This is a genomic window from Enterobacter sp. NFIX58, from assembly GCF_900110475.1.
GTDB classification, from domain to species: domain Bacteria; phylum Pseudomonadota; class Gammaproteobacteria; order Enterobacterales; family Enterobacteriaceae; genus Enterobacter; species Enterobacter quasiroggenkampii.
Window position 1 is genome coordinate 608,596 of the sequence record NZ_FODW01000003.1, and the last position, 21,243, is coordinate 629,838.

At 55.8% G+C, this 21,243-nt stretch carries 24 protein-coding genes; 6 read left to right on the plus strand and 18 right to left on the minus strand.

Annotated features, from left to right (window positions below; all coding sequences use genetic code 11):
- Nucleotides 1-66 precede the first annotated feature (66 nt).
- Nucleotides 67-1,617, plus strand: coding sequence for a membrane-bound lytic murein transglycosylase MltF (mltF, locus tag BMW97_RS16165; protein ID WP_045908539.1), 1,551 nt, complete (start codon nt 67-69; stop codon nt 1,615-1,617).
- On the opposite strand, the gene tadA is transcribed toward mltF, so the two are convergent.
- From tadA to murQ, 4 genes are read right to left on the minus strand one after another with little or no spacing between them, the layout of a single operon-like run.
- Nucleotides 1,505-2,044, minus strand: coding sequence for a tRNA adenosine(34) deaminase TadA (gene tadA, locus BMW97_RS16170; RefSeq protein WP_045908538.1), 540 nt, complete (start codon nt 2,042-2,044; stop codon nt 1,505-1,507). The genes mltF and tadA overlap by 113 nt on opposite strands.
- A gap of 24 nt (nt 2,045-2,068) precedes the next feature.
- A complete protein-coding gene (gene yfhb, locus BMW97_RS16175) occupies nt 2,069-2,704 on the minus strand; it encodes a phosphatidylglycerophosphatase C (RefSeq protein WP_045908537.1) in 636 nt (211 codons plus the stop codon).
- A 3-nt stretch (nt 2,705-2,707) separates the two neighbouring features.
- Nucleotides 2,708-4,069 carry a PTS transporter subunit EIIC gene (locus BMW97_RS16180; RefSeq protein ID WP_045908536.1) on the minus strand — a complete coding sequence of 454 codons (1,362 nt, stop codon included), beginning with the start codon at nt 4,067-4,069 and terminating at the stop codon, nt 2,708-2,710.
- Nucleotides 4,070-4,080: 11 nt separating this feature from the next.
- Entirely contained in the window at nt 4,081-4,974 is an 894-nt protein-coding gene (gene murQ, locus BMW97_RS16185; protein ID WP_045908535.1) for an N-acetylmuramic acid 6-phosphate etherase, read from the minus strand.
- 117 nt (nt 4,975-5,091) lie between these two features.
- On the opposite strand from murQ, the gene BMW97_RS16190 reads away from it, so the two are divergent.
- Both BMW97_RS16190 and BMW97_RS16195 read left to right on the plus strand, forming a co-directional pair.
- Complete coding sequence (locus BMW97_RS16190) at nt 5,092-5,940, plus strand: MurR/RpiR family transcriptional regulator (protein WP_045908534.1); 849 nt, start codon at nt 5,092-5,094, stop codon at nt 5,938-5,940.
- A gap of 46 nt (nt 5,941-5,986) precedes the next feature.
- Nucleotides 5,987-6,247, plus strand: coding sequence for a YfhL family 4Fe-4S dicluster ferredoxin (locus BMW97_RS16195; protein ID WP_008502177.1), 261 nt, complete (start codon nt 5,987-5,989; stop codon nt 6,245-6,247).
- On the opposite strand, the gene acpS is transcribed toward BMW97_RS16195, so the two are convergent.
- The 12 genes from acpS to rseD all read right to left on the minus strand — a co-directional run bounded on the left by acpS (nt 6,244) and on the right by rseD (nt 15,656).
- Nucleotides 6,244-6,624 carry a holo-ACP synthase gene (gene acpS, locus BMW97_RS16200; protein ID WP_008502178.1) on the minus strand — a complete coding sequence of 127 codons (381 nt, stop codon included), beginning with the start codon at nt 6,622-6,624 and terminating at the stop codon, nt 6,244-6,246. The two genes, BMW97_RS16195 and acpS, sit on opposite strands and share 4 nt — an antisense overlap.
- On the minus strand, nt 6,624-7,355 hold the full coding sequence (gene pdxJ, locus BMW97_RS16205; RefSeq protein WP_045908533.1) for a pyridoxine 5'-phosphate synthase: 732 nt from the start codon (nt 7,353-7,355) through the stop codon (nt 6,624-6,626). The genes acpS and pdxJ overlap by 1 nt, the downstream gene beginning before the upstream one ends.
- A gap of 33 nt (nt 7,356-7,388) precedes the next feature.
- On the minus strand, nt 7,389-8,096 hold the full coding sequence (gene recO / locus BMW97_RS16210; protein WP_023333058.1) for a DNA repair protein RecO: 708 nt from the start codon (nt 8,094-8,096) through the stop codon (nt 7,389-7,391).
- Between the two features lie 17 nt (nt 8,097-8,113).
- A complete protein-coding gene (gene era, locus BMW97_RS16215; RefSeq protein ID WP_008502181.1) occupies nt 8,114-9,019 on the minus strand; it encodes a GTPase Era in 906 nt (301 codons plus the stop codon).
- The gene (rnc, locus tag BMW97_RS16220) at nt 9,016-9,696 is read right to left on the minus strand and encodes a ribonuclease III (RefSeq protein ID WP_003860711.1); all 681 of its coding nucleotides are present in this window, start codon (nt 9,694-9,696) and stop codon (nt 9,016-9,018) included. The genes era and rnc overlap by 4 nt, the downstream gene beginning before the upstream one ends.
- 222 nt (nt 9,697-9,918) lie before the next feature.
- The gene (gene lepB / locus BMW97_RS16230) at nt 9,919-10,893 is read right to left on the minus strand and encodes a signal peptidase I (RefSeq protein ID WP_045908532.1); all 975 of its coding nucleotides are present in this window, start codon (nt 10,891-10,893) and stop codon (nt 9,919-9,921) included.
- Between the two features lie 15 nt (nt 10,894-10,908).
- Nucleotides 10,909-12,708, minus strand: coding sequence for a translation elongation factor 4 (gene lepA / locus BMW97_RS16235; RefSeq protein WP_008502183.1), 1,800 nt, complete (start codon nt 12,706-12,708; stop codon nt 10,909-10,911).
- Nucleotides 12,709-12,892: 184 nt separating this feature from the next.
- Nucleotides 12,893-13,369: a SoxR-reducing system protein RseC gene (gene rseC / locus BMW97_RS16240; protein WP_032653064.1), complete on the minus strand. Its 477-nt coding sequence runs from the start codon at nt 13,367-13,369 to the stop codon at nt 12,893-12,895.
- Nucleotides 13,366-14,319: a sigma-E factor regulatory protein RseB gene (gene rseB, locus BMW97_RS16245; RefSeq protein ID WP_023308851.1), complete on the minus strand. Its 954-nt coding sequence runs from the start codon at nt 14,317-14,319 to the stop codon at nt 13,366-13,368. Before rseB ends, rseC begins: the two co-directional genes overlap by 4 nt.
- Nucleotides 14,319-14,969 (minus strand): anti-sigma-E factor RseA, encoded by a 651-nt coding sequence (gene rseA, locus BMW97_RS16250; protein WP_008502186.1) that lies wholly within the window; start codon nt 14,967-14,969, stop codon nt 14,319-14,321. Before rseA ends, rseB begins: the two co-directional genes overlap by 1 nt.
- Nucleotides 14,970-15,000: 31 nt before the next feature.
- Nucleotides 15,001-15,576: an RNA polymerase sigma factor RpoE gene (gene rpoE, locus BMW97_RS16255; protein ID WP_006176728.1), complete on the minus strand. Its 576-nt coding sequence runs from the start codon at nt 15,574-15,576 to the stop codon at nt 15,001-15,003.
- Entirely contained in the window at nt 15,573-15,656 is an 84-nt protein-coding gene (gene rseD / locus BMW97_RS24440; RefSeq protein ID WP_223605340.1) for a rpoE leader peptide RseD, read from the minus strand. The genes rpoE and rseD overlap by 4 nt, the downstream gene beginning before the upstream one ends.
- A 343-nt stretch (nt 15,657-15,999) precedes the next feature.
- Between rseD and nadB the strand changes: the two genes are divergently transcribed.
- Nucleotides 16,000-17,619, plus strand: a complete 1,620-nt coding sequence (gene nadB / locus BMW97_RS16260) for an L-aspartate oxidase (protein WP_045908531.1) — start codon at nt 16,000-16,002, stop codon at nt 17,617-17,619.
- On the opposite strand, the gene BMW97_RS16265 is transcribed toward nadB, so the two are convergent.
- Complete coding sequence (locus tag BMW97_RS16265) at nt 17,604-18,341, minus strand: tRNA(1)(Val) (adenine(37)-N(6))-methyltransferase TrmN (protein WP_045908530.1); 738 nt, start codon at nt 18,339-18,341, stop codon at nt 17,604-17,606. The genes nadB and BMW97_RS16265 overlap by 16 nt on opposite strands.
- A 132-nt stretch (nt 18,342-18,473) precedes the next feature.
- On the opposite strand from BMW97_RS16265, the gene srmB reads away from it, so the two are divergent.
- Nucleotides 18,474-19,802 (plus strand): ATP-dependent RNA helicase SrmB, encoded by a 1,329-nt coding sequence (srmB, locus tag BMW97_RS16270; protein ID WP_023344704.1) that lies wholly within the window; start codon nt 18,474-18,476, stop codon nt 19,800-19,802.
- A 51-nt stretch (nt 19,803-19,853) separates the two neighbouring features.
- On the opposite strand, the gene grcA is transcribed toward srmB, so the two are convergent.
- On the minus strand, nt 19,854-20,237 hold the full coding sequence (grcA, locus tag BMW97_RS16275) for an autonomous glycyl radical cofactor GrcA (RefSeq protein WP_008502190.1): 384 nt from the start codon (nt 20,235-20,237) through the stop codon (nt 19,854-19,856).
- Between the two features lie 314 nt (nt 20,238-20,551).
- Here grcA and ung point away from each other — a divergent pair, with 314 nt between their 5' ends.
- Nucleotides 20,552-21,241 carry a uracil-DNA glycosylase gene (gene ung / locus BMW97_RS16280; protein ID WP_023333064.1) on the plus strand — a complete coding sequence of 230 codons (690 nt, stop codon included), beginning with the start codon at nt 20,552-20,554 and terminating at the stop codon, nt 21,239-21,241.
- Nucleotides 21,242-21,243: the final 2 nt, after the last annotated feature.

Genomic DNA, 21,243 nt, shown 5'->3' on the forward strand with positions numbered 1-21,243 from the left:
GGCAAACCTTATTGTTAACATGGCTACAGCAGACTGAGGCAACCGGCGTCGCAGAGAATTAACTAATTGAAAAAATTAAAGATTAATTATCTGCTCATCGGCATTGTAACGTTGCTGCTGGCAGTGGCCCTCTGGCCTTCCCTCCCCTGGATCGGCAAAGCCGAAAACCGTATCGCCGCCATTCAGGAGCGGGGGGCATTGCGCGTCAGTACCCTTAACTCTCCGCTGATTTACAGCGACATCAACGGCAAAATCATTGGTCTGGATTATGAACTGGCACAACAGTTCGCCGATTATCTTGGCGTGAAGCTAAAAATCACCGTCCGCCAGAATATCAACCAACTGTTTGATGACCTCGATAACGACGATGCCGATATGCTTGCCGCCGGGCTGGTGTATAACAGCGAGCGCAGCAAAAACTATCAGCCAGGCCCGACCTACTACTCCGTTTCGCAGCAGCTGGTTTATCGCGTCGGGAGCCTGCGCCCGCGCTCGCTGGCCTCGATTAACGATCGGCAGCTGACGATTGCCCCCGGTCACGTGGTGATTGACGATCTGCGTGAGCTCAAGGAGAAGAAATATCCGGACCTGAGCTGGACGGTGGATGCGAAACTCGGCACGACGGAGCTGCTGGAGCAGGTAAAAGATCAGAAAGTCCCCTACACCATCGCCGATTCGGTCGCGATCAGCCTGTTCCAGCGGGTACATCCAGAAATCGCCGTGGCGCTGGACGTCACCGACGAGCAGCCTGTGACCTGGTTTACTCAGCTCGATGACGATCAGACCCTCTCTGCCGCGATGCTCGATTTCTTCAACACCATGAATGAAGACGGTACGCTGGCGCGCCTGGAGGAGAAGTACCTCGGGCATGGTGATGACTTTGACTACGTTGACACCCGCAGCTTCCTGCGTGCGGTAGACAGTGTCCTGCCGGACCTGCAGCCGCTGTTCGAAAAATACGCCCAGGAAATTGACTGGAAACTGCTGGCGGCTATTTCTTATCAGGAATCCCACTGGGATACCCAGGCCACGTCTCCGACTGGCGTACGTGGTTTGATGATGTTAACCAAAAATACCGCGCTGAGCCTGGGCGTCAATGACCGTACCGATGCGGAACAGAGCATCAGCGGCGGCGCGCGCTACCTGCAGGATATGATGGCCAAAGTCCCGGAAACGGTGCCGGAAGAGGAGCGGATCTGGTTCGCTCTGGCGGCCTACAATATGGGCTATGCGCATATGCTGGATGCGCGAGCGCTGACGGCAAAAACGAAAGGCAACCCGGACAGCTGGTCAGACGTAAAGCAGCGGCTGCCGCTGCTAAGCCAGAAGCCATGGTATAACAAGCTGACGTACGGCTACGCGCGCGGGCATGAAGCCTACGCCTACGTGGAAAATATCCGTAAATATCAGATTAGCCTGGTCGGGTATCTGCTGGAGAAAGAGAAAGAGGCGACAGAGGCCAAACAGTTGGCCCAAAGCTACCCTGTCGTGGCACCGGACGAGCTTAATCGGCCGACGGCTTCAATTCTGCCTTTTGCTGCTTTTTCTGCTGACGGCGCATTCGAAAGAAATCGCTTAATAGCCCCGAACACTCTGGTGCAAGCACCCCGCCGATAGTCTTCACCTGGTGGTTCATCCCCGGGTGACCCAGCACGTCCATCAGTGAACCGGCCGCGCCGGTTTTTTCATCCCGCGCACCGAAGACTAAAGTCCCGATCCGGCTGTGTACCATCGCCCCGGAACACATCACGCATGGCTCAAGCGTCACATACAGCGTGGTATCAAGCAGGCGATAGTTTTGCAGCACCAGACCGCCCTGACGAAGCGCCATGATTTCGGCGTGCGCGGTAGGATCGTGGCGACCAATGGGGCGGTTCCATCCTTCACCAATCACCTGGTTATTGTGGACCAGCACGGCGCCCACGGGCACTTCGCCCTCGTCCCAGGCACGCTGAGCCAGCGTCAGCGCATGGCGCATCCAGTATTCATGGTCGAGTTCAGGGTTGGACAACGGTTGATACTCCAGTCGAAAAGCGGGCGGCATTATACACGCCGATTATGGATAAGACTATTCGAGTTGCTGGAGTTCACCTGATGGCGTAACGCGCCAGCGGTGCTGGCAAAAATAGAGCAGCGGGTTGTCCTGTTTACTGTCGCTGTAGCCGCTGTACAGGCGCAGCGGCGTACCGATGCGTTTCTCCAGTTGGACCACTTTTTCATGCCCCAGGCAGCGCATCGTCAGTACCCAACCGCCGTAGCCGCGGGCAATTTGCGTGGCAATAAGATTCACGCGCGGAAGCCAGGGGGTATCAAAATAGACTTGCTCCACCAGCGTCTGCGGGGAGCCGGTAATCAGCCAGATGTCCGCATCATTCGCATCGAGATAGCCGGTCAGGCGCGCCTGCACCACCGGAAAGGCGGCGACGTGGCCGCGAAACCAGTGCGCAAAATCCTGCTCCAGCTGTTTAAGCCGCGCTTCGCTGTGCCCAAACGTACATCCCCACAGCAGCAGGCTCATCGGCCATCGCGCCGCACGGCCTTTCACCAGCAGCGCGATACCGATCGCCGGTAAGAGCGGTAGCACGAGCAGCGCATTCAGAGGTAGACGCCGCAGCAGGTAACGCATAAACGTACCAAACATATCCTGCTGATGCAGCGTGCCATCCAGGTCGAAAAAGACAACGCGACGCGCGTGATTTGCCAAACCTTACTCCTCTGGGTCGTTGAATCCTAATAGCCAGGTAAACAGGAACCCGGCGATCACCGCTACTAAATAGCCTAACAGATAGAGCATCACTTTTCCGGTCACGATGGTTAATGCCAGCGGTAAACCCGAAATGCCAAAGGTAATAACGGTTGCGACCTTCCAGTAGCTGATCAGCGCCCCGCCTACCGCGCCGCCCAGACAGGCCGCGAGGAACGGTTTACCCAGCGGCAGCGTGACGCCAAAAATCAGCGGCTCGCCAATACCGAGCAGGCCGACCGGGAGTGCGCCTTTAATCACCTTTTTCAGACGCGCGTTGCGGGTTTTCATCAGTACGGCAATCGCCGCACCGACCTGCCCTACCCCCGCCATCGACAGGATAGGCAGCAGCGCATTATAGCCGTGCGCCTGCACCAGCTCGACGTGGATCGGCACCAGACCCTGATGCAGCCCGGTCAGCACCAGCGGCAGGAAAGTACCCGACAGCACCGCGCCCACTAACAGGCCGCCACGGTCAATCGCCAGCGACGCACCGTGGGCGATGGCTTCAGAGATCCACCCGCCTAACGGCTGGAGGGCGACAATCGCTACGCTACCGGTAATCAGCGTAGTCAGCAGCGGGTTGAGAATCAGCTCGATAGAGCCTGGCAGAACCGCGCGCAGCCTTTTCTCAATCCAGCACATCAGGATGACCACCAGCAGCACCGCAATCACCCCGCCGCGGCCGGGCTGGAGCGCCTCACCAAACAGCGTGATCTGCGCCAGCTGCGGGCTGGACAAGATGCCCGCCATCACGCCGCCCATCGCCAGCGATCCGCCAAACACCTTCGCGGTATTGACCCCGACCAGAATGTTCATGATGGCGAACACCGCGCTGCCGAAGATCCCGAGAATCCCCAGCAGGTTCGGATACTGCGTGGCGAAATCCCCCACAATATCCGGTCGCTTGAGGATATTGATGATCCCGGTGATCAGGCCCGAAGCAATAAACGCCGGGATCAGCGGAATAAAGACGTTTGCGAGCTGTCGCAGCGCGTCGCTCATCGGGGCTTTATATTTGGCCTTCACCTGCGCTTTGGTGCGCTCAGCATCGTCAATCGACACGCTCGCGCTAACGCCCATCAGCGCCCGCATGGCATCGACAACCTGCGCCGCTTTCCCCGGGCCGACAATCAGCTGATGCTGCTGACCCTGTTTCACGTAGCCGCTGACGCCGGAAAGTTGCTTCAGACGTGGCACGTCAAGCTGGTCGTCGTTATGCACCTCGACGCGTACCCGCGTCATGCAGTTTTCGAGACGCTGAATATTTTTTTCCCCACCGATCCCCTGCAGGATACCGCTGGCGAGCGCTGCTGTTTTGTCCATACACGCCTCTGTTAGTTTTCTAATGCCGCCCGTAAGAAGCCGTTATGCGCATCGAGTTTGGCTCTCGCGCTCGCCGCATCCAGCCCGCTTAAGATCATCAGAATGGCAGGCTTAACATCGTGATCGGTCTGTTTGAGCACCGCTTCCGCCTCTTCACGGCCTGCGCCCGTCGCCTCCATCACCATGCGGCAGGCTCTGTCCACCAGCTTCACGTTGGTGGCCTGCATATCCACCATCAGGTTCTGATACACCTTGCCGAACTTCACCATCGCGCCGGTGGAGATCATATTGAGCACCAGCTTTTGCGCGGTCCCGGATTTCAGGCGCGTGGAGCCGGTGAGCGCTTCCGGCCCAACCACCGGAGAGATAGCGATAGCGGCCACCTGTGCAATCGGTGAGCCTGGGTTACAGGAGATGGCGACCGTCGTGCAGCCGGTCTGGTTAGCGTATTCCAGCCCGCCAATCACGTATGGCGTGCGCCCGGATGCCGCCAGCCCGACCACCAGATCCTTCGCCGTCAGATTCAGCGCCTTCAGGTCATCCTCGCCCAGCTGTTTGTTATCTTCCGCCCCTTCAACGGCTTTCAGCAGCGCACCGGGTCCACCGGCAATCAGCCCAACCACCAGACCATGCGGCACTCCAAAGGTGGGCGGACATTCTGACGCGTCCAGGACCCCAAGACGCCCGCTGGTCCCCGCCCCCATGTAAATAATGCGTCCACCGGCCTTGAGGGCTTCCGCCGCCGCATCCACCGCTTTCGCCACCTCAGGTAATGTCTCTTTCACTGCCTGCGCGACCAGCGTATCCTGTTGATTAAAGCGGTTAACCAGCTCCAGGGTGGAGAGCGCATCCAGATCCATGGTTTGCGGGTTACGCGTTTCAGAAACAAGTGAGCCAAGATTCATTTTTGTACCTCAAGAATTTTTAATTCATAATAATCACACTATAATGGAATATAAAATTCATTCAGGCGAGCAAAATCCGTATTTGCGCAGATAATCACATTTTCGCCAGGAGACCGTATGAACTGTTTAATTCGCATTCGCCAGCGCTACGCAGGCTTTGCCCAAAGCGACAAGAAACTGGCGGATTTTCTGCTTTCTCAGCCCGACCACGCGCGCCATCTCAGCTCGCAGCAGCTGGCGAGTGAAGCCGGGGTGAGCCAGTCCAGCGTGGTGAAATTTGCGCAGAAGATTGGCTTTAAGGGATTCCCCGCCCTCAAGCTGGCGATCAGTGAAGCGCTGGTCAGTAACCCCAATCCGCAGTCCATGCCGGTGCATAATCAGATCCGCGGAGACGATCCGATGCGGCTGGTCGGCGAAAAGCTGATCAAAGAGAACGTGGCGGCCATGCATGCGACGCTCGATGTGAATACGGAAGAGAAGCTGCTGGAGAGCGTGGCGATGCTGCGCGGCGCACGGCGAATCATTCTGACCGGCATCGGCGCGTCCGGACTTGTGGCGCGTAACTTTGGCTGGAAGCTGACAAAAATTGGCCTTAACGCCATCGTCGAGCAGGATATGCACGCCCTGCTGGCGACCGTACAGGCGATGGATCCTGACGATCTGCTGCTGGCGATCTCCTATTCCGGCGAGCGCCGCGAGATCAACATGGCCACCGATGAAGTCCTGCGCGTCGGCGGTAAAATTCTGGCGATCACCGGTTTTACGCCGAATGCCCTGCAGCAGCGGGCCACGCGCTGTTTATATACCATTGCCGAGGAGCAGGCCACGCGCAGCGCGGCTATCTCGTCCACCAGTGCACAAATGATGCTGACGGACCTGCTGTTTATGGCGCTGGTGCAGCAGGATCTGGAGCGTGCGCCCGAGCGCATTCGCCACAGCGAAGAACTGGTAAAGAAACTGGTTTGACGCGTATAATGCCCGCCCAGTTTGTGTTGTTTCTGAGAATTTCCTGATGGCGCTGTTAATTACCAAAAAATGCATTAATTGCGATATGTGCGAGCCCGAATGCCCGAACCAGGCCATTTCGATGGGCGACAGCATTTATGAGATTAACAGCGACCGCTGCACCGAATGCATCGGCCACTATGAAACGCCGACCTGTCAGAAAGTGTGCCCGATCCCCAATACCATCCTGAAGGATCCGGCACACGTCGAGAGCGAAGAGCAGCTATGGGATAAGTTTGTCCTGATGCACCACGCGGACAAACTTTAACTTTCGATGATCACCGTTGCGCTGGCATAGTGGCGCTCATCGGCGATCGTCACGTGCACGTGATTCACGCCCAGCTTCTCGGCCAGCTTTTGCGCCTCGCCCCATAAGCGCAGGCTTGGCTTACCCAGCTCATCGTTAAACACTTCAAACTGGTTGAACGCCAGACCGTTACGAATGCCGGTTCCGAAGGCTTTGGCGGCCGCCTCTTTTACCGCAAAGCGCTTCGCCAGGAAACGCACAGGCTGCTGATGCGCTTCCCAGATGGCCCATTCGTTATCGCTCAGCACGCGTCTTGCGAGGCGATCGCCGCTGCGGGCGATCACCGCTTCAATGCGGGCTATTTCAACGATATCGGTGCCTAAGCCCAGAATGGCCATTACTGACGCGCTTCCTGCATCAGGCGTTTCATCTCTGAGACGGCCTCTTTCAGGCCGCTCATCACCGCACGGCCAATGATCGCGTGACCGATGTTCAGCTCGTGCATTTCCGGGATGGCGGCAATGGGCTTCACGTTATGGTAGGTCAGGCCGTGACCGGCATTGACCTTCAGACCCAGGCTCGCCGCGTAGGTGGCCGCTTTAGCAATACGCTCCAGCTCTTTCGCCTGCTCTTCATCATTTTTGGCATCGGCATAGCAGCCGGTGTGAATTTCGATGTACGGCGCGCCCACGTCGGCTGCCGCTTTAATCTGGGTGAAATCGGCGTCAATAAACAGCGAAACCAGGATACCGGCATCCGCCAGGCGCTTGCAGGCATCGCGCATTTTGTCGAGCTGACCGGCCACATCCAGACCGCCTTCGGTCGTCACTTCCTGGCGTTTTTCCGGCACCAGGCAGCAGAAGTGCGGCTGGGTCTCACAGGCAATCGCCAGCATCTCTTCGGTGACCGCCATCTCCAGATTCATACGGGTATCCAGCGTCTGGCGCAGAATGCGCACGTCGCGGTCGGTGATGTGGCGACGGTCTTCACGCAGATGAACGGTAATGCCGTCGGCGCCAGCCTGTTCAGCGATAAACGCCGCCTGAACCGGATCGGGATATGCCGTGCCGCGCGCATTACGCAGCGTGGCGATATGATCGATGTTGACGCCTAACAGTAATTCAGCCATGACAATCCTCGGTTTTCTTTTCGATTCTGTAGTCTAACGTTTCGGCACAAACTGCCTGAATAATTCGCGGCTCTTTAAGGGCTTGCCGCCAAGATACGGCTTGAGGGCAATCCGGGTAAAGCGTTTTGCTGCGCGCAGGGTATCCTGATCGGGAAACTCGCGCTCATACAGCGCCCGGAGCTGGCGCCCGGTAAAGGTGCTGTTGTCGATCACGATGCTGGCAATAAAGCCCTTTTCTTCTCGGTAGCGGTAGGTCATGGTGTCTTCCACTTCGTCACCGCTGCCCGCACAGTGCAGAAAATCGACCCCGTACCCAAGATGGCCCAGCAGCGCCAGTTCAAAACGCCGCAGCGCAGGCTCGGGCGTGCCGGTTGCGCCAGCCAGCGCCTGGATACAGTGCAGATAATCAAAGAAAAGTTCAGAGAAGCGCGTCTCATGTTCAAGAACGCGAGAGATGAGTTCATTGACATACAGACCGCTGTAGAGCGTGATGCCTGAGAGAGGAAGCGCCAGGGAGACGGCTTCGGCGCTGCGCAGGGTTTTGACTTCCCCTCGCCCACCAAAACGTACCAGCAGCGGCGTGAAAGGCTGTAAGGCGCCTTTCAGGTTAGAACGTTTGGAACGTGCGCCTTTTGCAACAAGGCGCACGCGGCCCGACTCTTCCGTGAAGACGTCCAGCATCAGGCTGGTTTCGCTCCAGGGACGACTATGCAGGACAAAGGCGCGCTGCCATCCATCCATATGCTCGTCGTCTTGCGTTACTGGTCTTCGCCGTAACCGAGGCTGCGCAGAGCACGCTCATCATCGGCCCAGCCAGATTTCACTTTCACCCACAGTTCGAGGTGAACCGGCGCTTCGAACATCTCCTGCATGTCCTTACGGGCTTCGATACCGATGGTTTTGATCTTGGCGCCTTTGTTGCCGATCACCATCTTCTTCTGCCCTTCACGCTCAACGAGGATCAGGCCGTTGATGTCGTAGCCGCCACGCTCGTTGCTCTGGAAACGCTCGATCTCCACCGTCACAGAGTACGGCAGTTCAGCACCCAGGAAACGCATCAGCTTTTCACGGATGATTTCAGACGCCATAAAGCGCTGAGAACGATCGGTGATGTACTCTTCCGGGAAGTGGTGAATCGCTTCCGGGAGGTGCTTACGCACGATGCCCGCGATGGTGTCCACGTTCAGCCCCGTCTCCGCAGACAGCGGGACGATATCAAGGAAGTTCATCTGGCTACCGAGCCACTGCAGATGCGGCAGCAGATCGGCCTTTTCCTGCACGTTGTCAACTTTGTTGACGGCGAGGATGACCGGCGTTTTGCCGTCGCGCAGCTTGTTCAGCACCATCTCGTCGTCCGGTGTCCAGCGGGTGCCTTCCACAACGAAAATCACTAGCTCCACGTCGCCAATCGAGCTGCTCGCCGCCTTGTTCATCAGACGGTTGATGGCACGCTTCTCTTCCATGTGCAGACCCGGGGTATCGACGTAGATCGCCTGATACGCGCCTTCAGTATGGATACCGACGATGCGGTGACGCGTGGTCTGCGCCTTACGCGAGGTGATGGAAATCTTCTGCCCAAGCAGATTATTCAACAGGGTGGATTTGCCAACGTTCGGACGTCCGACGATGGCAATAAATCCGCAATAGGTCTTTTCTTCGCTCATTCCAGCTCCAGCATTTTTAACGCCTGTTCGGCGGCAGCCTGTTCAGCCTTACGACGGCTTGAACCTGTGCCCACCACCGGTTCACTCAGGCCACTGACCTGGCAATGGATGGTAAATTCCTGATCGTGCGCTTCGCCACGAACCTGCACCACCAGATAAGATGGCAGCGGCAGATGACGACCCTGCAAATATTCCTGCAGGCGCGTTTTGGGATCTTTCTGTTTATCGCCCGGGCTGATTTCGTCCAGACGCGTCTGATACCAGTTCAGGATCAGCTTTTCGACGGTCTGGATATCGCTGTCCAGGAACACACCACCAATTAATGCTTCGACCGTATCGGCAAGAATAGATTCACGACGGAAGCCGCCGCTTTTCAGTTCACCCGGCCCAAGACGCAGACATTCCCCCAGTTCAAATTCGCGCGCGATTTCCGCAAGGGTATTACCCCGAACCAGCGTGGCACGCATGCGGCTCATATCCCCTTCATCCACACGCGGGAAACGATGATAAAGCGCATTCGCAATCACGAAACTTAAAATAGAGTCGCCTAAAAACTCGAGACGCTCATTATGTTTGCTGCTGGCACTGCGGTGGGTTAATGCCTGTTGCAACAACTCCTGATGATGAAAAGTGTAGCCCAGCTTCCGTTGAAGCCGATTAATTACGATGGGGTTCATGCGATACCAATAAATGAATGCGTCAAAAATGCAGCACACGAAACCGACCTGAGAAAACCAACGCGGTTTCGTGTGCCGTGGCACCCTTGCAGGGCCAACCTTAAACTTCGGGGGAATATTCTATACACAACGACAGGGGATGTCGTTAGTTCGAAGAGATTTATCGGTGAAATAATTCGTGTAGCCGCTTTAATTAGCGGCTACACGTTCATTTAGTGAGAATTAATGGATTCCGCCAATACGATTCAGGCGTACGCCGGTCGGCCATTCGCCTTCCTGCTTCTCAAAACTCATCCAGATCGCGGTCGCTTTACCCACCAGATTCGCTTCCGGCACAAAGCCCCAGTAACGGCTGTCCGCAGAATTATCGCGGTTGTCACCCATCATGAAGTAATGGCCCGGCGGTACAATCCAGCTTGCCAGCTGCTGACCCGGCTGACGATAGTACATACCCAGCTGATCCTGCGCGATTGGCACGGTGAGGATCCGGTGCGTCACGTCGCCCAGCGTCTCTTTGCGCTCAACCAGACGGATACCGTTATCTTTGGTTTCGCCTTTCGGTACCTGGAAGAATCCGCTGGTCGCTTCACCGCCGTTATGACGGGCAAAGGTCTGCACAAAATCACTTGGCTCGACGTTTGAGTAGGTGATTGGCAGCGCGTTTTCACATGCGGTACCGGAACTGCAGCCTGGCTGAACGGTGACTTCTTTCGCAACCGGATCGTAAGTCACTTTGTCACCCGGCAGACCTACCGCACGCTTGATGTAGTCCAGGCGCGGATCTTCCGGATATTTGAACACCACGATGTCGCCACGTTTCGGATGACCGGTTTCGATCAGCGTTTTCTGGTAAATAGGATCTTTAATGCCGTAGGCAAACTTCTCTACCAGAATAAAATCACCAATCAGCAGCGTTGGCATCATTGAACCTGATGGGATCTGGAACGGTTCGTAAATAAACGAACGTACCACCAGCACAATCGCCAGCACCGGAAACACCGAGGCGCCCGTTTCCAGCCAGCCCGGTTTCGGACCGACTTTCTTCAGGGTTTTCGCGTCAATACCATCGCCAGTGGCTGCCTGTGCGGCAGCCTGACGTTCACGACGTTTTGGGGCGAAGATAAACTTATCCAGACACCACAGCAGACCCGTCACCAGGGTAGCAATGACCAGGATCAGGGCAAACATGTTCGCCATGCCAACTCCTTAGGGTTATTTGCCGTCTTTACCAACATGAAGGATGGCAAGGAATGCTTCCTGCGGCAGCTCGACGTTACCGACCTGCTTCATACGCTTCTTACCTTCTTTCTGCTTCTGGAGCAGCTTTTTCTTACGGCTGACGTCACCGCCATAGCACTTCGCCAGAACGTTTTTACGCAGCTGTTTCACGGTGGAACGCGCGATAATGTGGTTGCCGATGGCCGCCTGAATCGCGATATCGAACTGCTGACGCGGGATCAGATCTTTCATCTTCTCAACCAGCTCGCGACCACGGTATGGCGCATTGTCGTTGTGGGTGATCAGCGCCAGCGCATCCACACGCTCGCCGTTGATCAGCACGTCCACACGCACCATGTTGGAAGCCTGGAAGCGTTTGAAGTTGTAATCCAGTGACGCATAGCCACGGGAGGTGGACTTCAGACGGTCGAAGAAGTCGAGTACCACTTCCGCCATCGGGATTTCATAGGTCAGCGCGACCTGGTTACCGTGGTAAACCATGTTGGTCTGCACGCCACGCTTCTCAATACACAGCGTAATGACGTTACCGAGGAATTCCTGCGGCAGCAGCATGTGACATTCGGCAATAGGCTCACGCAGCTCGTGAATATTGTTCAGCGGCGGCAGCTTGGACGGGCTGTCGACGTAGATCACTTCTTTCGAGGTGGTTTCAACTTCATACACTACCGTCGGCGCGGTGGTGATCAGGTCCAGATCGTATTCACGCTCCAGACGTTCCTGAATGATCTCCATGTGCAGCAGGCCGAGGAAGCCGCAGCGGAAGCCGAAGCCCAGCGCCGTTGAGCTTTCTGGCTCGTAGAACAGGGAGGCATCGTTCAGGCTCAGCTTGCCAAGCGCATCACGGAAGTTTTCGTAGTCGTCAGAGCTGACCGGGAACAGGCCCGCGTAAACCTGCGGCTTCACCTTTTTAAAGCCTGGCAGCGCTTTTTCTGCCGGGTTACGCGCACCGGTCAGGGTATCGCCCACCGGCGCACCGAGGATGTCTTTGATGGCGCATACCAGCCAGCCTACCTCACCGCATGTCAGCTCGGTACGATCAACCTGTTTTGGCGTGAAGATACCCAGACGGTCGGCGTTGTAGACCTGTCCGGTACTCATAACCTTGATTTTGTCGCCTTTGCGCATGGTGCCGTTTTTAATACGCACCAGGGAGACAACGCCCAGATAGTTATCGAACCAGGAGTCGATAATCAGCGCCTGCAGCGGGGCATCCGGATCGCCTTCCGGGGCCGGAATATCACGCACCAGACGTTCCAGCACGTCGGTCACGCCGACACCGGTTTTAGCAGAGCAGCGCACGGCATCGGTCGCGTCAATGCCGACAATATCTTCAATCTCTTCCGCGACGCGCTCAGGATCGGCGGCTGGCAGGTCAATCTTGTTCAGAACCGGCACAACTTCGAGGTCCATTTCCATCGCGGTGTAGCAGTTTGCCAGGGTCTGGGCTTCTACGCCCTGCCCGGCATCGACTACCAGCAGCGCGCCTTCACAGGCCGCGAGCGAGCGTGAAACCTCATAGGAGAAGTCAACGTGGCCTGGGGTGTCGATAAAGTTCAGCTGATAGGTTTCGCCATCAGCCGCCTTGTAATCCAGCGTGACGCTCTGCGCTTTGATGGTGATACCGCGTTCGCGTTCCAGGTCCATGGAGTCCAGAACCTGGGCTTCCATTTCACGATCAGACAGGCCACCGCAAATCTGGATAATACGGTCAGACAGCGTCGACTTACCGTGGTCAATGTGAGCAATGATCGAAAAGTTACGTATGTTCTTCATATAGTTAAATAATTATGCCTTACGAATTCCTGGAGGCCGCTGTTCTTAGCCTGACGTTTTTCAGTGCGAAAACGCAGCATTCTACACTACATCTCCGCTACCTGGAAATGGACTTAGCGCCAGGTATAGCGTGAAGAAAGGACGTTTTCTGTTTTAAGACGTAAAAATGATAAAGCCCGATGAATCACCGGGCCTCAGAAGAGAGCGTCTCGACGCGAAGCTGGTCTGGCGCCAGCCCAACGCTGAGAATGACAGGCTGCCACTCCTCGCGCGCGGCAAGCGTCGGGGAGAGGCCTTTGGCAAGCCAGAATCCCCCCAGACCACCTAATGCGGCACCGCACATGGCGGCTCCGTCGGTGCCAAACAGCATCTGGAAAACGCCGCCCATAATAAACAGCCCGATCAGCGGAGAGAGATAGACCAGCATGGCGGAGCTGAGCAGACTGCCTTCCGCGATGCCCAGTTCAACCTTCTGCCCGGCCATCAGCGGCTGTTCGCTTGGCACAGAAATCGTGTGCGATGTTTGCGGCCCGAGCTTATTCAGCACGCGGCTGCCGCAACCGGCTCGGGATGCGCAGCTATTGCATGAGGCTTTTACATCGCAGCTCACCAGCGCAATGCCGTTTTGCCACGAGACTACCGTCGCCCACTCTTTGATCATTGTGCGGCCCTGAATTTAATGCTGTCGGAGATGCGCTTCGCCGTTTGCGGAGGAAGTTCACCCACAATAGTGATCTCTGCGTTATCGCGTACCGTTGTGCTCACCGTACGGCGCCCGGTACGCAGCATTTGTTCGGCGCTGTTTGCCGTTGCGCGATTGATATTCACCGAGAAGCTGAACAAACCATCGGAATACAGGCGCGATTCCACCGGCGTTTCAATCGTTGGCAGTTGACGACGGCTGCTGGACACTTCGCTAAACCCTTGTGGGATCCAGGCAGGTACCCAGTTGAAATTAACGGAATCGCCTGCCGGAACGGAAAGCAGCGGCGGCAGGCTGGCCTTAGCCAGATTCTGCATGCTGTTGCCAACCTGATTGTTCACGCTGAAGGAGATAACGCGGAACTGTTCCAGCGTTTCACCGTCACGGTCAAGCAGATCTACACGCATGGGGAGCTTGGTTTCCGCGTCGATCCAGACAATATAGCTGTAGCGCGTTCCATCCCGGGCGACAACACGGATCACCTCACACAGTCTGTCCGCAATACGCGTACGCCCTACCGAGATAAAATCGTAGTAAGGGGCCAGCCGTTTGAAGTCGGTGTAAATGAGTGACGGCAGAGAATCAACGATATAGTCGCCATTCAGCGTGAAAGGCTCCAGGCCGGGCTCGAAATAGCTGATTTCGTTACCACGCTGGACAACTTCCCGACGCGGGCCATCCATCTGTAAAAGCTGGGCGAGCGGCTGATTATCAAGACGGGCATGGCGATAGCGTAACGACTCGACGCCCTGCTTATTGATGCTGATAAATGCCAACTCGTAATTGAGTGACTGGCTGGCCAGATTCATTTGCTGCAACAACGCCCCGGATGATACATCAGCCGAGGCGTTGGCAGAGAAGAACAGGCTACCCGCCATCAGAGACATGGCGAACCAAAGTTGCTTCATTACTGCGATTGCGTTCCTAAAGTTTGGTTTCCGGGCACCTGCACAGCAGCTTGCTGTGTCTGCGCCTGCTCAAACTGAAGCTGTTCAGAGTGCAGACGACGCTGCAACTCGTAATCCTGCAACATCGCATTAATGCGACGGCGCTGCTCCTGAACCTGCTGTTGCTGACCGCCGCTGGCGGAAGCATCAGCCGGTACGCCCAGGCTTACCGGGCTGGCTTTGCCCATCATCGGCAGTGTGTTAAACACTGGCGCTTCTGGCTGCTGATTAGTTTCAGACTGAGTATTATAGTGCTGGACGCCAACGATAACTGCAAGCGATACGCATGCAGCCACACCCATTTGGGTAAGCTGGCTGGCCCACGGACGCACCTTTTGCCAGAATGGCATTTTCTGCCACTGGTGAGGCGCGGGTTGAGCTTCAGGAATCAGCGGAGTGGTCTGATGAACAGGCTCATTCTCAATCGCCGCCATAACGCGGGCTGAGATATCGAAATGGAGAACCTCGCCGGTGTCACCGCGAAGGGTGTCACGGATGAGATGGTAACTCTCCCAGGTCTCTTGCATTTCGGGAGAATGAGACAGCTCGTTGAGCAGCTCACTATCCACCGTTTCACCATCCATTAAAGCGGAAAGTTTTTCTTTCTGCATGCCTAATACCTTTTCCAGTATCCCGCTATCGTCAACGCCTGATAAGCGGTTGAACTTTATTATCAATAGCTTCTCGCGCACGGAAAATTCGTGAACGTACCGTGCCGACCGGACAATCCATGATAGCGGCTATCTCTTCATAGCTCAGACCATCCAGCTCCCGTAACGTAATTGCCATGCGTAAATCTTCCGGGAGCGACTCGATCGTGCGAAAAACGATTTGTCTCAGTTCTTCTGACAACATTAAGTTCTCAGGGTTCGAAATTTCTTTCAATGCGCCGCCACTTTCGAAGTTTTCGGCGTCGATTGCGTCCACATCACTAGAAGGCGGACGACGGCCCTGAGCGACCAGATAATTCTTTGCCGTATTGACCGCAATACGGTACAGCCAGGTATAAAAAGCACTATCTCCCCGGAACGAATCCAGCGCGCGATAGGCCTTAATAAAAGACTCTTGCACCACATCAGGCACATCGCCTGACGGTACATAGCGGGAAACCAGGCTCGCCACCTTATGCTGGTAGCGCACCACCAGTAAGTTAAAGGCTTTCTGATCTCCCTTCTGGACCCGTTCAACCAGGACCTGGTCCGTTAACTGCTCGCTCATCCGAGGTAATGTCTCCCCAAACCTAAATTCCACGCGTTATCGAAACGCCACTCTAAAAATACCGCACTTTGAGCAAGCACCGAATTAGAGTGTCTGATCTTCAATAAGTTCCGTAACGCCTTTGTTTTTGTTCATCGCGCCGCAGACTGTTCATTTTCTCTCATTATAAGTCTGTTCACGATACGCACCACTTTCTGACAAGAAACATCTTTTTCCCGCCAGAAGAGTAACGCAACCCAGTCTTTATTTCATCACAAAATCTGACGCTAACGATCTGCTTCGCAAAATAATTTCACTCATTTACCCTCCGTTTACCTCTGCTTACGCGTTTAGTCATTGCAACAGCCATTAAAAAAAACGTGCGATAAATCGCATTCAGGTGCTATTCTGGCCTAACACTGTTTAGTAAATTAAACAACAATCATGAACACAACACCTGAACTCCATTGTGATGTACTGATCATCGGCAGCGGCGCTGCCGGTCTCTCTCTGGCGCTACGCCTGGCCGAGCATCAAAACGTTATCGTTCTGAGTAAAGGGCCGATAAGCGAGGGTTCCACGTTTTATGCCCAGGGCGGGATTGCCGCCGTGTTTGATGAGACAGACAGCATTGCCTCCCACGTCGACGATACGCTGATTGCCGGGGCCGGGATCGTGGATGCGCATGCCGCAGAGTTTGTCGCCAGCAATGCCCGCCATTGCGTGCAGTGGCTCATCGATCAGGGCGTCTTATTCGATACGCAGGTTCAACCCAACGGTGAAGAGAGCTACCACCTGACGCGTGAAGGCGGCCATAGCCACCGCCGTATCCTGCACGCAGCGGATGCCACCGGGAAAGAAGTGGAGACCACGCTGGTCGGCAAGGCGCTGAGCCATCCTAATATTCGTGTGCTTGAACGAAGTAACGCCGTTGACCTGATTATCTCCGACAAGATTGGCCTGCCGGGCACGCGTCGCGTGGTGGGCGCCTGGGTCTGGAACCGCAATAAAGAGAAGGTGGAAACTTGCCAGGCGAAGGCTGTAGTGCTGGCCACGGGCGGCGCCTCTAAAGTGTATCAGTACACCACGAACCCGGACATTGCCTCCGGAGACGGTATCGCGATGGCCTGGCGCGCCGGCTGCCGGGTGGCGAACCTTGAGTTCAATCAGTTTCACCCAACCGCCCTGTTCCATCCTCAGGCGCGCAACTTCCTGCTGACGGAAGCCCTGCGCGGCGAAGGTGCCTATCTGAAACGCCCTGACGGCACCCGCTTTATGCCAGACTTTGACTCTCGTGGCGAACTGGCCCCGCGCGATATCGTTGCCCGCGCCATCGACCATGAAATGAAGCGTCTTGGCGTGGATTGCATGTATCTTGATATCAGCCACAAACCTGCAGAGTTTATTCGCCAGCACTTCCCGATGATTTACGAAAAGCTGCTCAACCTTGGCATCGATTTAACGCGCGATCCGGTGCCAATTGTGCCAGCCGCCCACTATACCTGCGGTGGGGTGATGGTTGACGATCATGGGCGTACCGATGTCGATGGCCTGTATGCTATCGGTGAGGTCAGCTATACCGGGCTTCACGGCGCGAACCGTATGGCGTCTAACTCGCTGCTTGAGTGCCTGGTCTACGGCTGGTCGGCCGCAGAAGACATCACCAAACGCATGCCCTACGCCCGCGAGACAGAGCGCCTGCCTGCCTGGGATGAAAGCCGCGTGGAAAATCCGGACGAGCTGGTCGTGATCCAGCATAACTGGCATGAGCTACGGCTGTTCATGTGGGATTACGTCGGGATTGTGCGCACCACGAAACGTCTTGAGCGCGCGCTGCGCCGCATCACGATGCTGCAGCAGGAAATTGATGAGTATTATGCCAATTTCCGCGTATCGAATAATCTGCTGGAGCTGCGCAATCTGGTGCAGGTTGCCGAGCTGATCGTTCGCTGCGCGATGATGCGTAAAGAGAGCCGCGGGTTGCACTATACGCTGGACTATCCGGATCAGCTTGCGGAGTCCGGCCCGTCGATCCTCGCCCCGCAGGTTTACATAAACAGATAAAACGCCTGGGTCAGGGCAGTGTAATCTTCGGAATAACGCTGGTCTGGCCCACGGATCACCATTCGATCGTTAAAGCATTCACCCTCTTTCGGCGAGAGCGCCAGCAGCACGCGGTGTGGCAGTCGCCCTTCCGTATCCGAAATATCGGTACGCAGACGTAACGTCCAGCCAATCTCCTGCGCGATACCGATGAACGTGTTGCCGGTACTCTCTGGCAGGACCACGCAGAAAAAGCCTTCTTCGGAGATGAGTTCGGCCGCACTGGTGAGCAGCGCTTTATGATCGAGGGAACGGGTATAACGCGCCTGTTCGCGCTCGGGTGTCCCGCACTCAACGCCGGGCGCATAGTAGGGAGGGTTGCTGACGATCAGGTCGTAACGCGCGGTTTGTTCAGGCGCCCAGGCGAGCACATCGGCGCAGTCCACTTTCATGCGGGCAGCCCAGGGGGATTCGGCCACATTTTCACTTGCCTGCTCTGCCGCCTGCGCATCCAGTTCGACGGCATCGATGGTGACATGTTCTTCCGTGCGCTGCGCCAGCATTAACGCCACCAGCCCGCTGCCGGTACCGATATCAAGAATACGCTTAACCCCTGCGACAGGCGCCCACGCGCCCAGTAAAATACCGTCCGTACCGACCTTCATGGCACAGCGATCGTGAGCGACAAAAAATTGTTTAAACGTAAAACCATCGCGGCGCAGCTGCGCTTTGAGTTGAGACATGTCGGAGCAACCTTCTAAGTGAAACTGGAGTAGCATAGGGGAAAGCGAAGTGGCCGAAAAGCGATATCCATACAAACAGATGAAGATTACAGCCGTAACGTCTATAATCAGCGCCCCACACAGAGGTAGAACATGACTGTAACGACTTTTTCCGAACTTGAACTCGATGAAAGCCTGCTCAATGCACTTGAGAGCAAAGGCTTTACACGCCCGACCGCCATTCAGGCAGCGGCCATTCCGCCTGCGCTTGAGGGCCGCGATGTGCTCGGTTCTGCGCCAACCGGCACGGGGAAGACAGCAGCCTATTTGCTGCCTGTGTTGCAGCATCTGCTCGATTTTCCACGTAAAAAATCTGGCCCGCCGCGTATTTTAATCCTGACGCCGACGCGCGAACTGGCCATGCAGGTGGCCGATCACGCGCGTGAACTCGCGGCAAATACCCATCTGGATATCGCGACCATCACCGGCGGCGTTGCGTATATGAACCACGCCGAAGTGTTCAGCGAAAACCAGGACATCGTCGTTGCAACGACGGGCCGCCTGCTGCAGTACATTAAAGAAGAGAACTTCGACTGCCGCGCGGTTGAAACGCTGATCCTCGACGAAGCCGACCGTATGCTGGACATGGGCTTCGCACAGGATATCGAGCACATTGCCGGGGAAACGCGCTGGCGTAACCAGACGATGCTGTTCTCTGCCACCCTCGAAGGGGAAGCGATTAAAGACTTTGCAGAGCGTCTGCTGGAAGATCCGGTAGAAGTGTCGGCGACGCCGTCCACCCGTGAGCGTAAGAAGATCCACCAGTGGTACTACCGCGCGGACAACCTTGAGCACAAGGTCGAATTGCTCAAACACCTGCTGAAGCAGGAAGATGCGCTGCGCACAATCGTGTTTGTCCGTAAGCGCGAGCGCGTGCATGAGCTGGCAGAAATGCTGCGTAACGCCGGGATCAACAACTGCTATCTTGAAGGCGAGATGGCGCAGATCAAGCGTACCGAAGGCATTAAGCGCCTGACCGATGGCCGCGTTAACGTGCTGGTTGCCACAGACGTTGCCGCTCGCGGGATCGACATCCCTGACGTCAGCCACGTCATTAACTTCGATATGCCGCGCAGCGGCGATACCTATCTGCACCGTATTGGCCGTACCGGCCGCGCGGGCCGCAAAGGGATTGCGATTTCACTGGTCGAAGCGCATGACTACCTGCTGCTGCAGAAAATTGGCCGCTATGTTGACGAGCCGCTGAAAGCGCGCGTTATTGATGGCCTGCGCCCAACCACGCGTGCGCCGAGTGAAAAAATGACGGGTAAACCGTCCAAGAAAGCGCTCGCGAAACGTGCTGAGAGAAAAGAGAAAGAAAAAGAGAAACCGCGCGTGAAGCAGCGCCACCGCGATACCAAAAATATTGGTAAGCGCCGTAAGCCAAGCTCTGCTGCACCAGAGACAAAAACGGAAGAGTAAAAAAAAGCCGGGGAAATCCCCGGCTTTTTTATTCCCCCCGTAGCTGAAGCCTTACAGGCTTTCAGTAAAGGTACGCGCGATAACGTCGCGCTGCTGTTCTGGGGTCAGAGAGTTGAAGCGTACCGCATAGCCGGACACGCGAATGGTCAGCTGTGGGTATTTTTCTGGGTGCTCAACCGCGTCCATCAGCGTTTCGCGACGCAGTACGTTTACGTTCAGGTGCTGACCACCTTCCACGCGCACTTCCGGTTTCACTTCCATTGGAATTTCACGGTATTCGATTTCGCCCAGTTTGCTCACCGGCACGATTTCATCTTCAGCAAAACCCGCTTTCGCGACGACACAGCGCGCTTCGTTTTTCTCGCTGTCCAGCAGCCAGAAAGAGTTGAGCAGATCGTCATTTGCAGCTTTAGTAATCTGGATACCTGTAATCATGTGTTGCCTCCCTTAGGCTACATTAACTGATGTCGGCCTCTCGCGGCCAATTGGTAAAACCATTGTTTCTTGTGTGTATATATATCATTCACACCCCGGTGATTTATTGATTTAAATCAACAAAAACACCAACCACATAAAGAGTGTGGTTTGAATTTATTGCTTTAGATCAATTTCACGACCTTACCAATTCAATTTAACCTGCACATTTTCAACATAAATTTAGCCACTTAGCGCACATTTCGGCGTGGAATTTTGCTCACCAGGCTTTAGCAGGTAAGCTAGTCAGAGATTGAAATTCGCAGGAGAGCGAGATGACGACACCTTTAACCTGGCATGACGTGCTGGCAGAAGAAAAGCAGCAGCCCTATTTTATCAATACGCTCAGCACCGTTGCGGCTGAGCGCCAGTCCGGACAGACGATTTACCCGCCGCAGAAAGATGTGTTCAACGCCTTTCGCTACACCGAACTGAGCGATGTGAAAGTGGTCATTCTGGGCCAGGATCCCTATCACGGCCCGGGTCAGGCGCATGGGCTGGCGTTTTCCGTACGTCCCGGCGTGGCGATCCCTCCTTCTCTGCTCAACATGTATAAAGAGCTTGAGGGAACCGTGCCCGGGTTTACCCGGCCAAACCATGGCTACCTGGAAAGCTGGGCGCGTCAGGGCGTGCTGTTATTGAACACGGTACTCACCGTTCGGGCCGGCCAGGCGCACTCGCACGCCAGCCTGGGCTGGGAGACGTTCACCGATAAAGTCATCAGCCTGATCAACGAACACCGTGAAGGGGTCGTGTTTTTACTCTGGGGATCGCACGCGCAGAAGAAAGGGGCGATTATTGACCGTCAGCGTCATCACGTGTTGAAAGCGCCGCACCCGTCACCGCTGTCTGCACATCGCGGTTTCTTTGGCAGTAATCATTTTGTTCTGGCGAACGAATGGCTGGAAAAACGTGGCGAAACGCCCATTGACTGGATGCCTGTGTTACCGGCAGAGAGCGAATAGTA

Coding starts and splice junctions, on each gene's coding strand:
- lepB (WP_045908532.1), bottom strand. CDS start 10,893: ATGGCGAACATGTTTGCCCTGATCCTGGTCATTGCTACCCTGGTGACG.
- tadA (WP_045908538.1), bottom strand. CDS start 2,044: ATGCCGCCCGCTTTTCGACTGGAGTATCAACCGTTGTCCAACCCTGAA.
- rseA (WP_008502186.1), bottom strand. CDS start 14,969: ATGCAGAAAGAAAAACTTTCCGCTTTAATGGATGGTGAAACGGTGGAT.
- ung (WP_023333064.1), top strand. CDS start 20,552: ATGACGACACCTTTAACCTGGCATGACGTGCTGGCAGAAGAAAAGCAG.
- BMW97_RS16180 (WP_045908536.1), bottom strand. CDS start 4,069: ATGGACAAAACAGCAGCGCTCGCCAGCGGTATCCTGCAGGGGATCGGT.
- srmB (WP_023344704.1), top strand. CDS start 18,474: ATGACTGTAACGACTTTTTCCGAACTTGAACTCGATGAAAGCCTGCTC.
- recO (WP_023333058.1), bottom strand. CDS start 8,096: ATGGATGGATGGCAGCGCGCCTTTGTCCTGCATAGTCGTCCCTGGAGC.
- rseC (WP_032653064.1), bottom strand. CDS start 13,369: ATGATCAAAGAGTGGGCGACGGTAGTCTCGTGGCAAAACGGCATTGCG.
- rpoE (WP_006176728.1), bottom strand. CDS start 15,576: ATGAGCGAGCAGTTAACGGACCAGGTCCTGGTTGAACGGGTCCAGAAG.
- pdxJ (WP_045908533.1), bottom strand. CDS start 7,355: ATGGCTGAATTACTGTTAGGCGTCAACATCGATCATATCGCCACGCTG.
- era (WP_008502181.1), bottom strand. CDS start 9,019: ATGAGCGAAGAAAAGACCTATTGCGGATTTATTGCCATCGTCGGACGT.
- nadB (WP_045908531.1), top strand. CDS start 16,000: ATGAACACAACACCTGAACTCCATTGTGATGTACTGATCATCGGCAGC.
- murQ (WP_045908535.1), bottom strand. CDS start 4,974: ATGAATCTTGGCTCACTTGTTTCTGAAACGCGTAACCCGCAAACCATG.
- BMW97_RS16195 (WP_008502177.1), top strand. CDS start 5,987: ATGGCGCTGTTAATTACCAAAAAATGCATTAATTGCGATATGTGCGAG.
- BMW97_RS16190 (WP_045908534.1), top strand. CDS start 5,092: ATGAACTGTTTAATTCGCATTCGCCAGCGCTACGCAGGCTTTGCCCAA.
- lepA (WP_008502183.1), bottom strand. CDS start 12,708: ATGAAGAACATACGTAACTTTTCGATCATTGCTCACATTGACCACGGT.
- acpS (WP_008502178.1), bottom strand. CDS start 6,624: ATGGCCATTCTGGGCTTAGGCACCGATATCGTTGAAATAGCCCGCATT.
- BMW97_RS16265 (WP_045908530.1), bottom strand. CDS start 18,341: ATGTCTCAACTCAAAGCGCAGCTGCGCCGCGATGGTTTTACGTTTAAA.
- rseB (WP_023308851.1), bottom strand. CDS start 14,319: ATGAAGCAACTTTGGTTCGCCATGTCTCTGATGGCGGGTAGCCTGTTC.
- rnc (WP_003860711.1), bottom strand. CDS start 9,696: ATGAACCCCATCGTAATTAATCGGCTTCAACGGAAGCTGGGCTACACT.
- grcA (WP_008502190.1), bottom strand. CDS start 20,237: ATGATTACAGGTATCCAGATTACTAAAGCTGCAAATGACGATCTGCTC.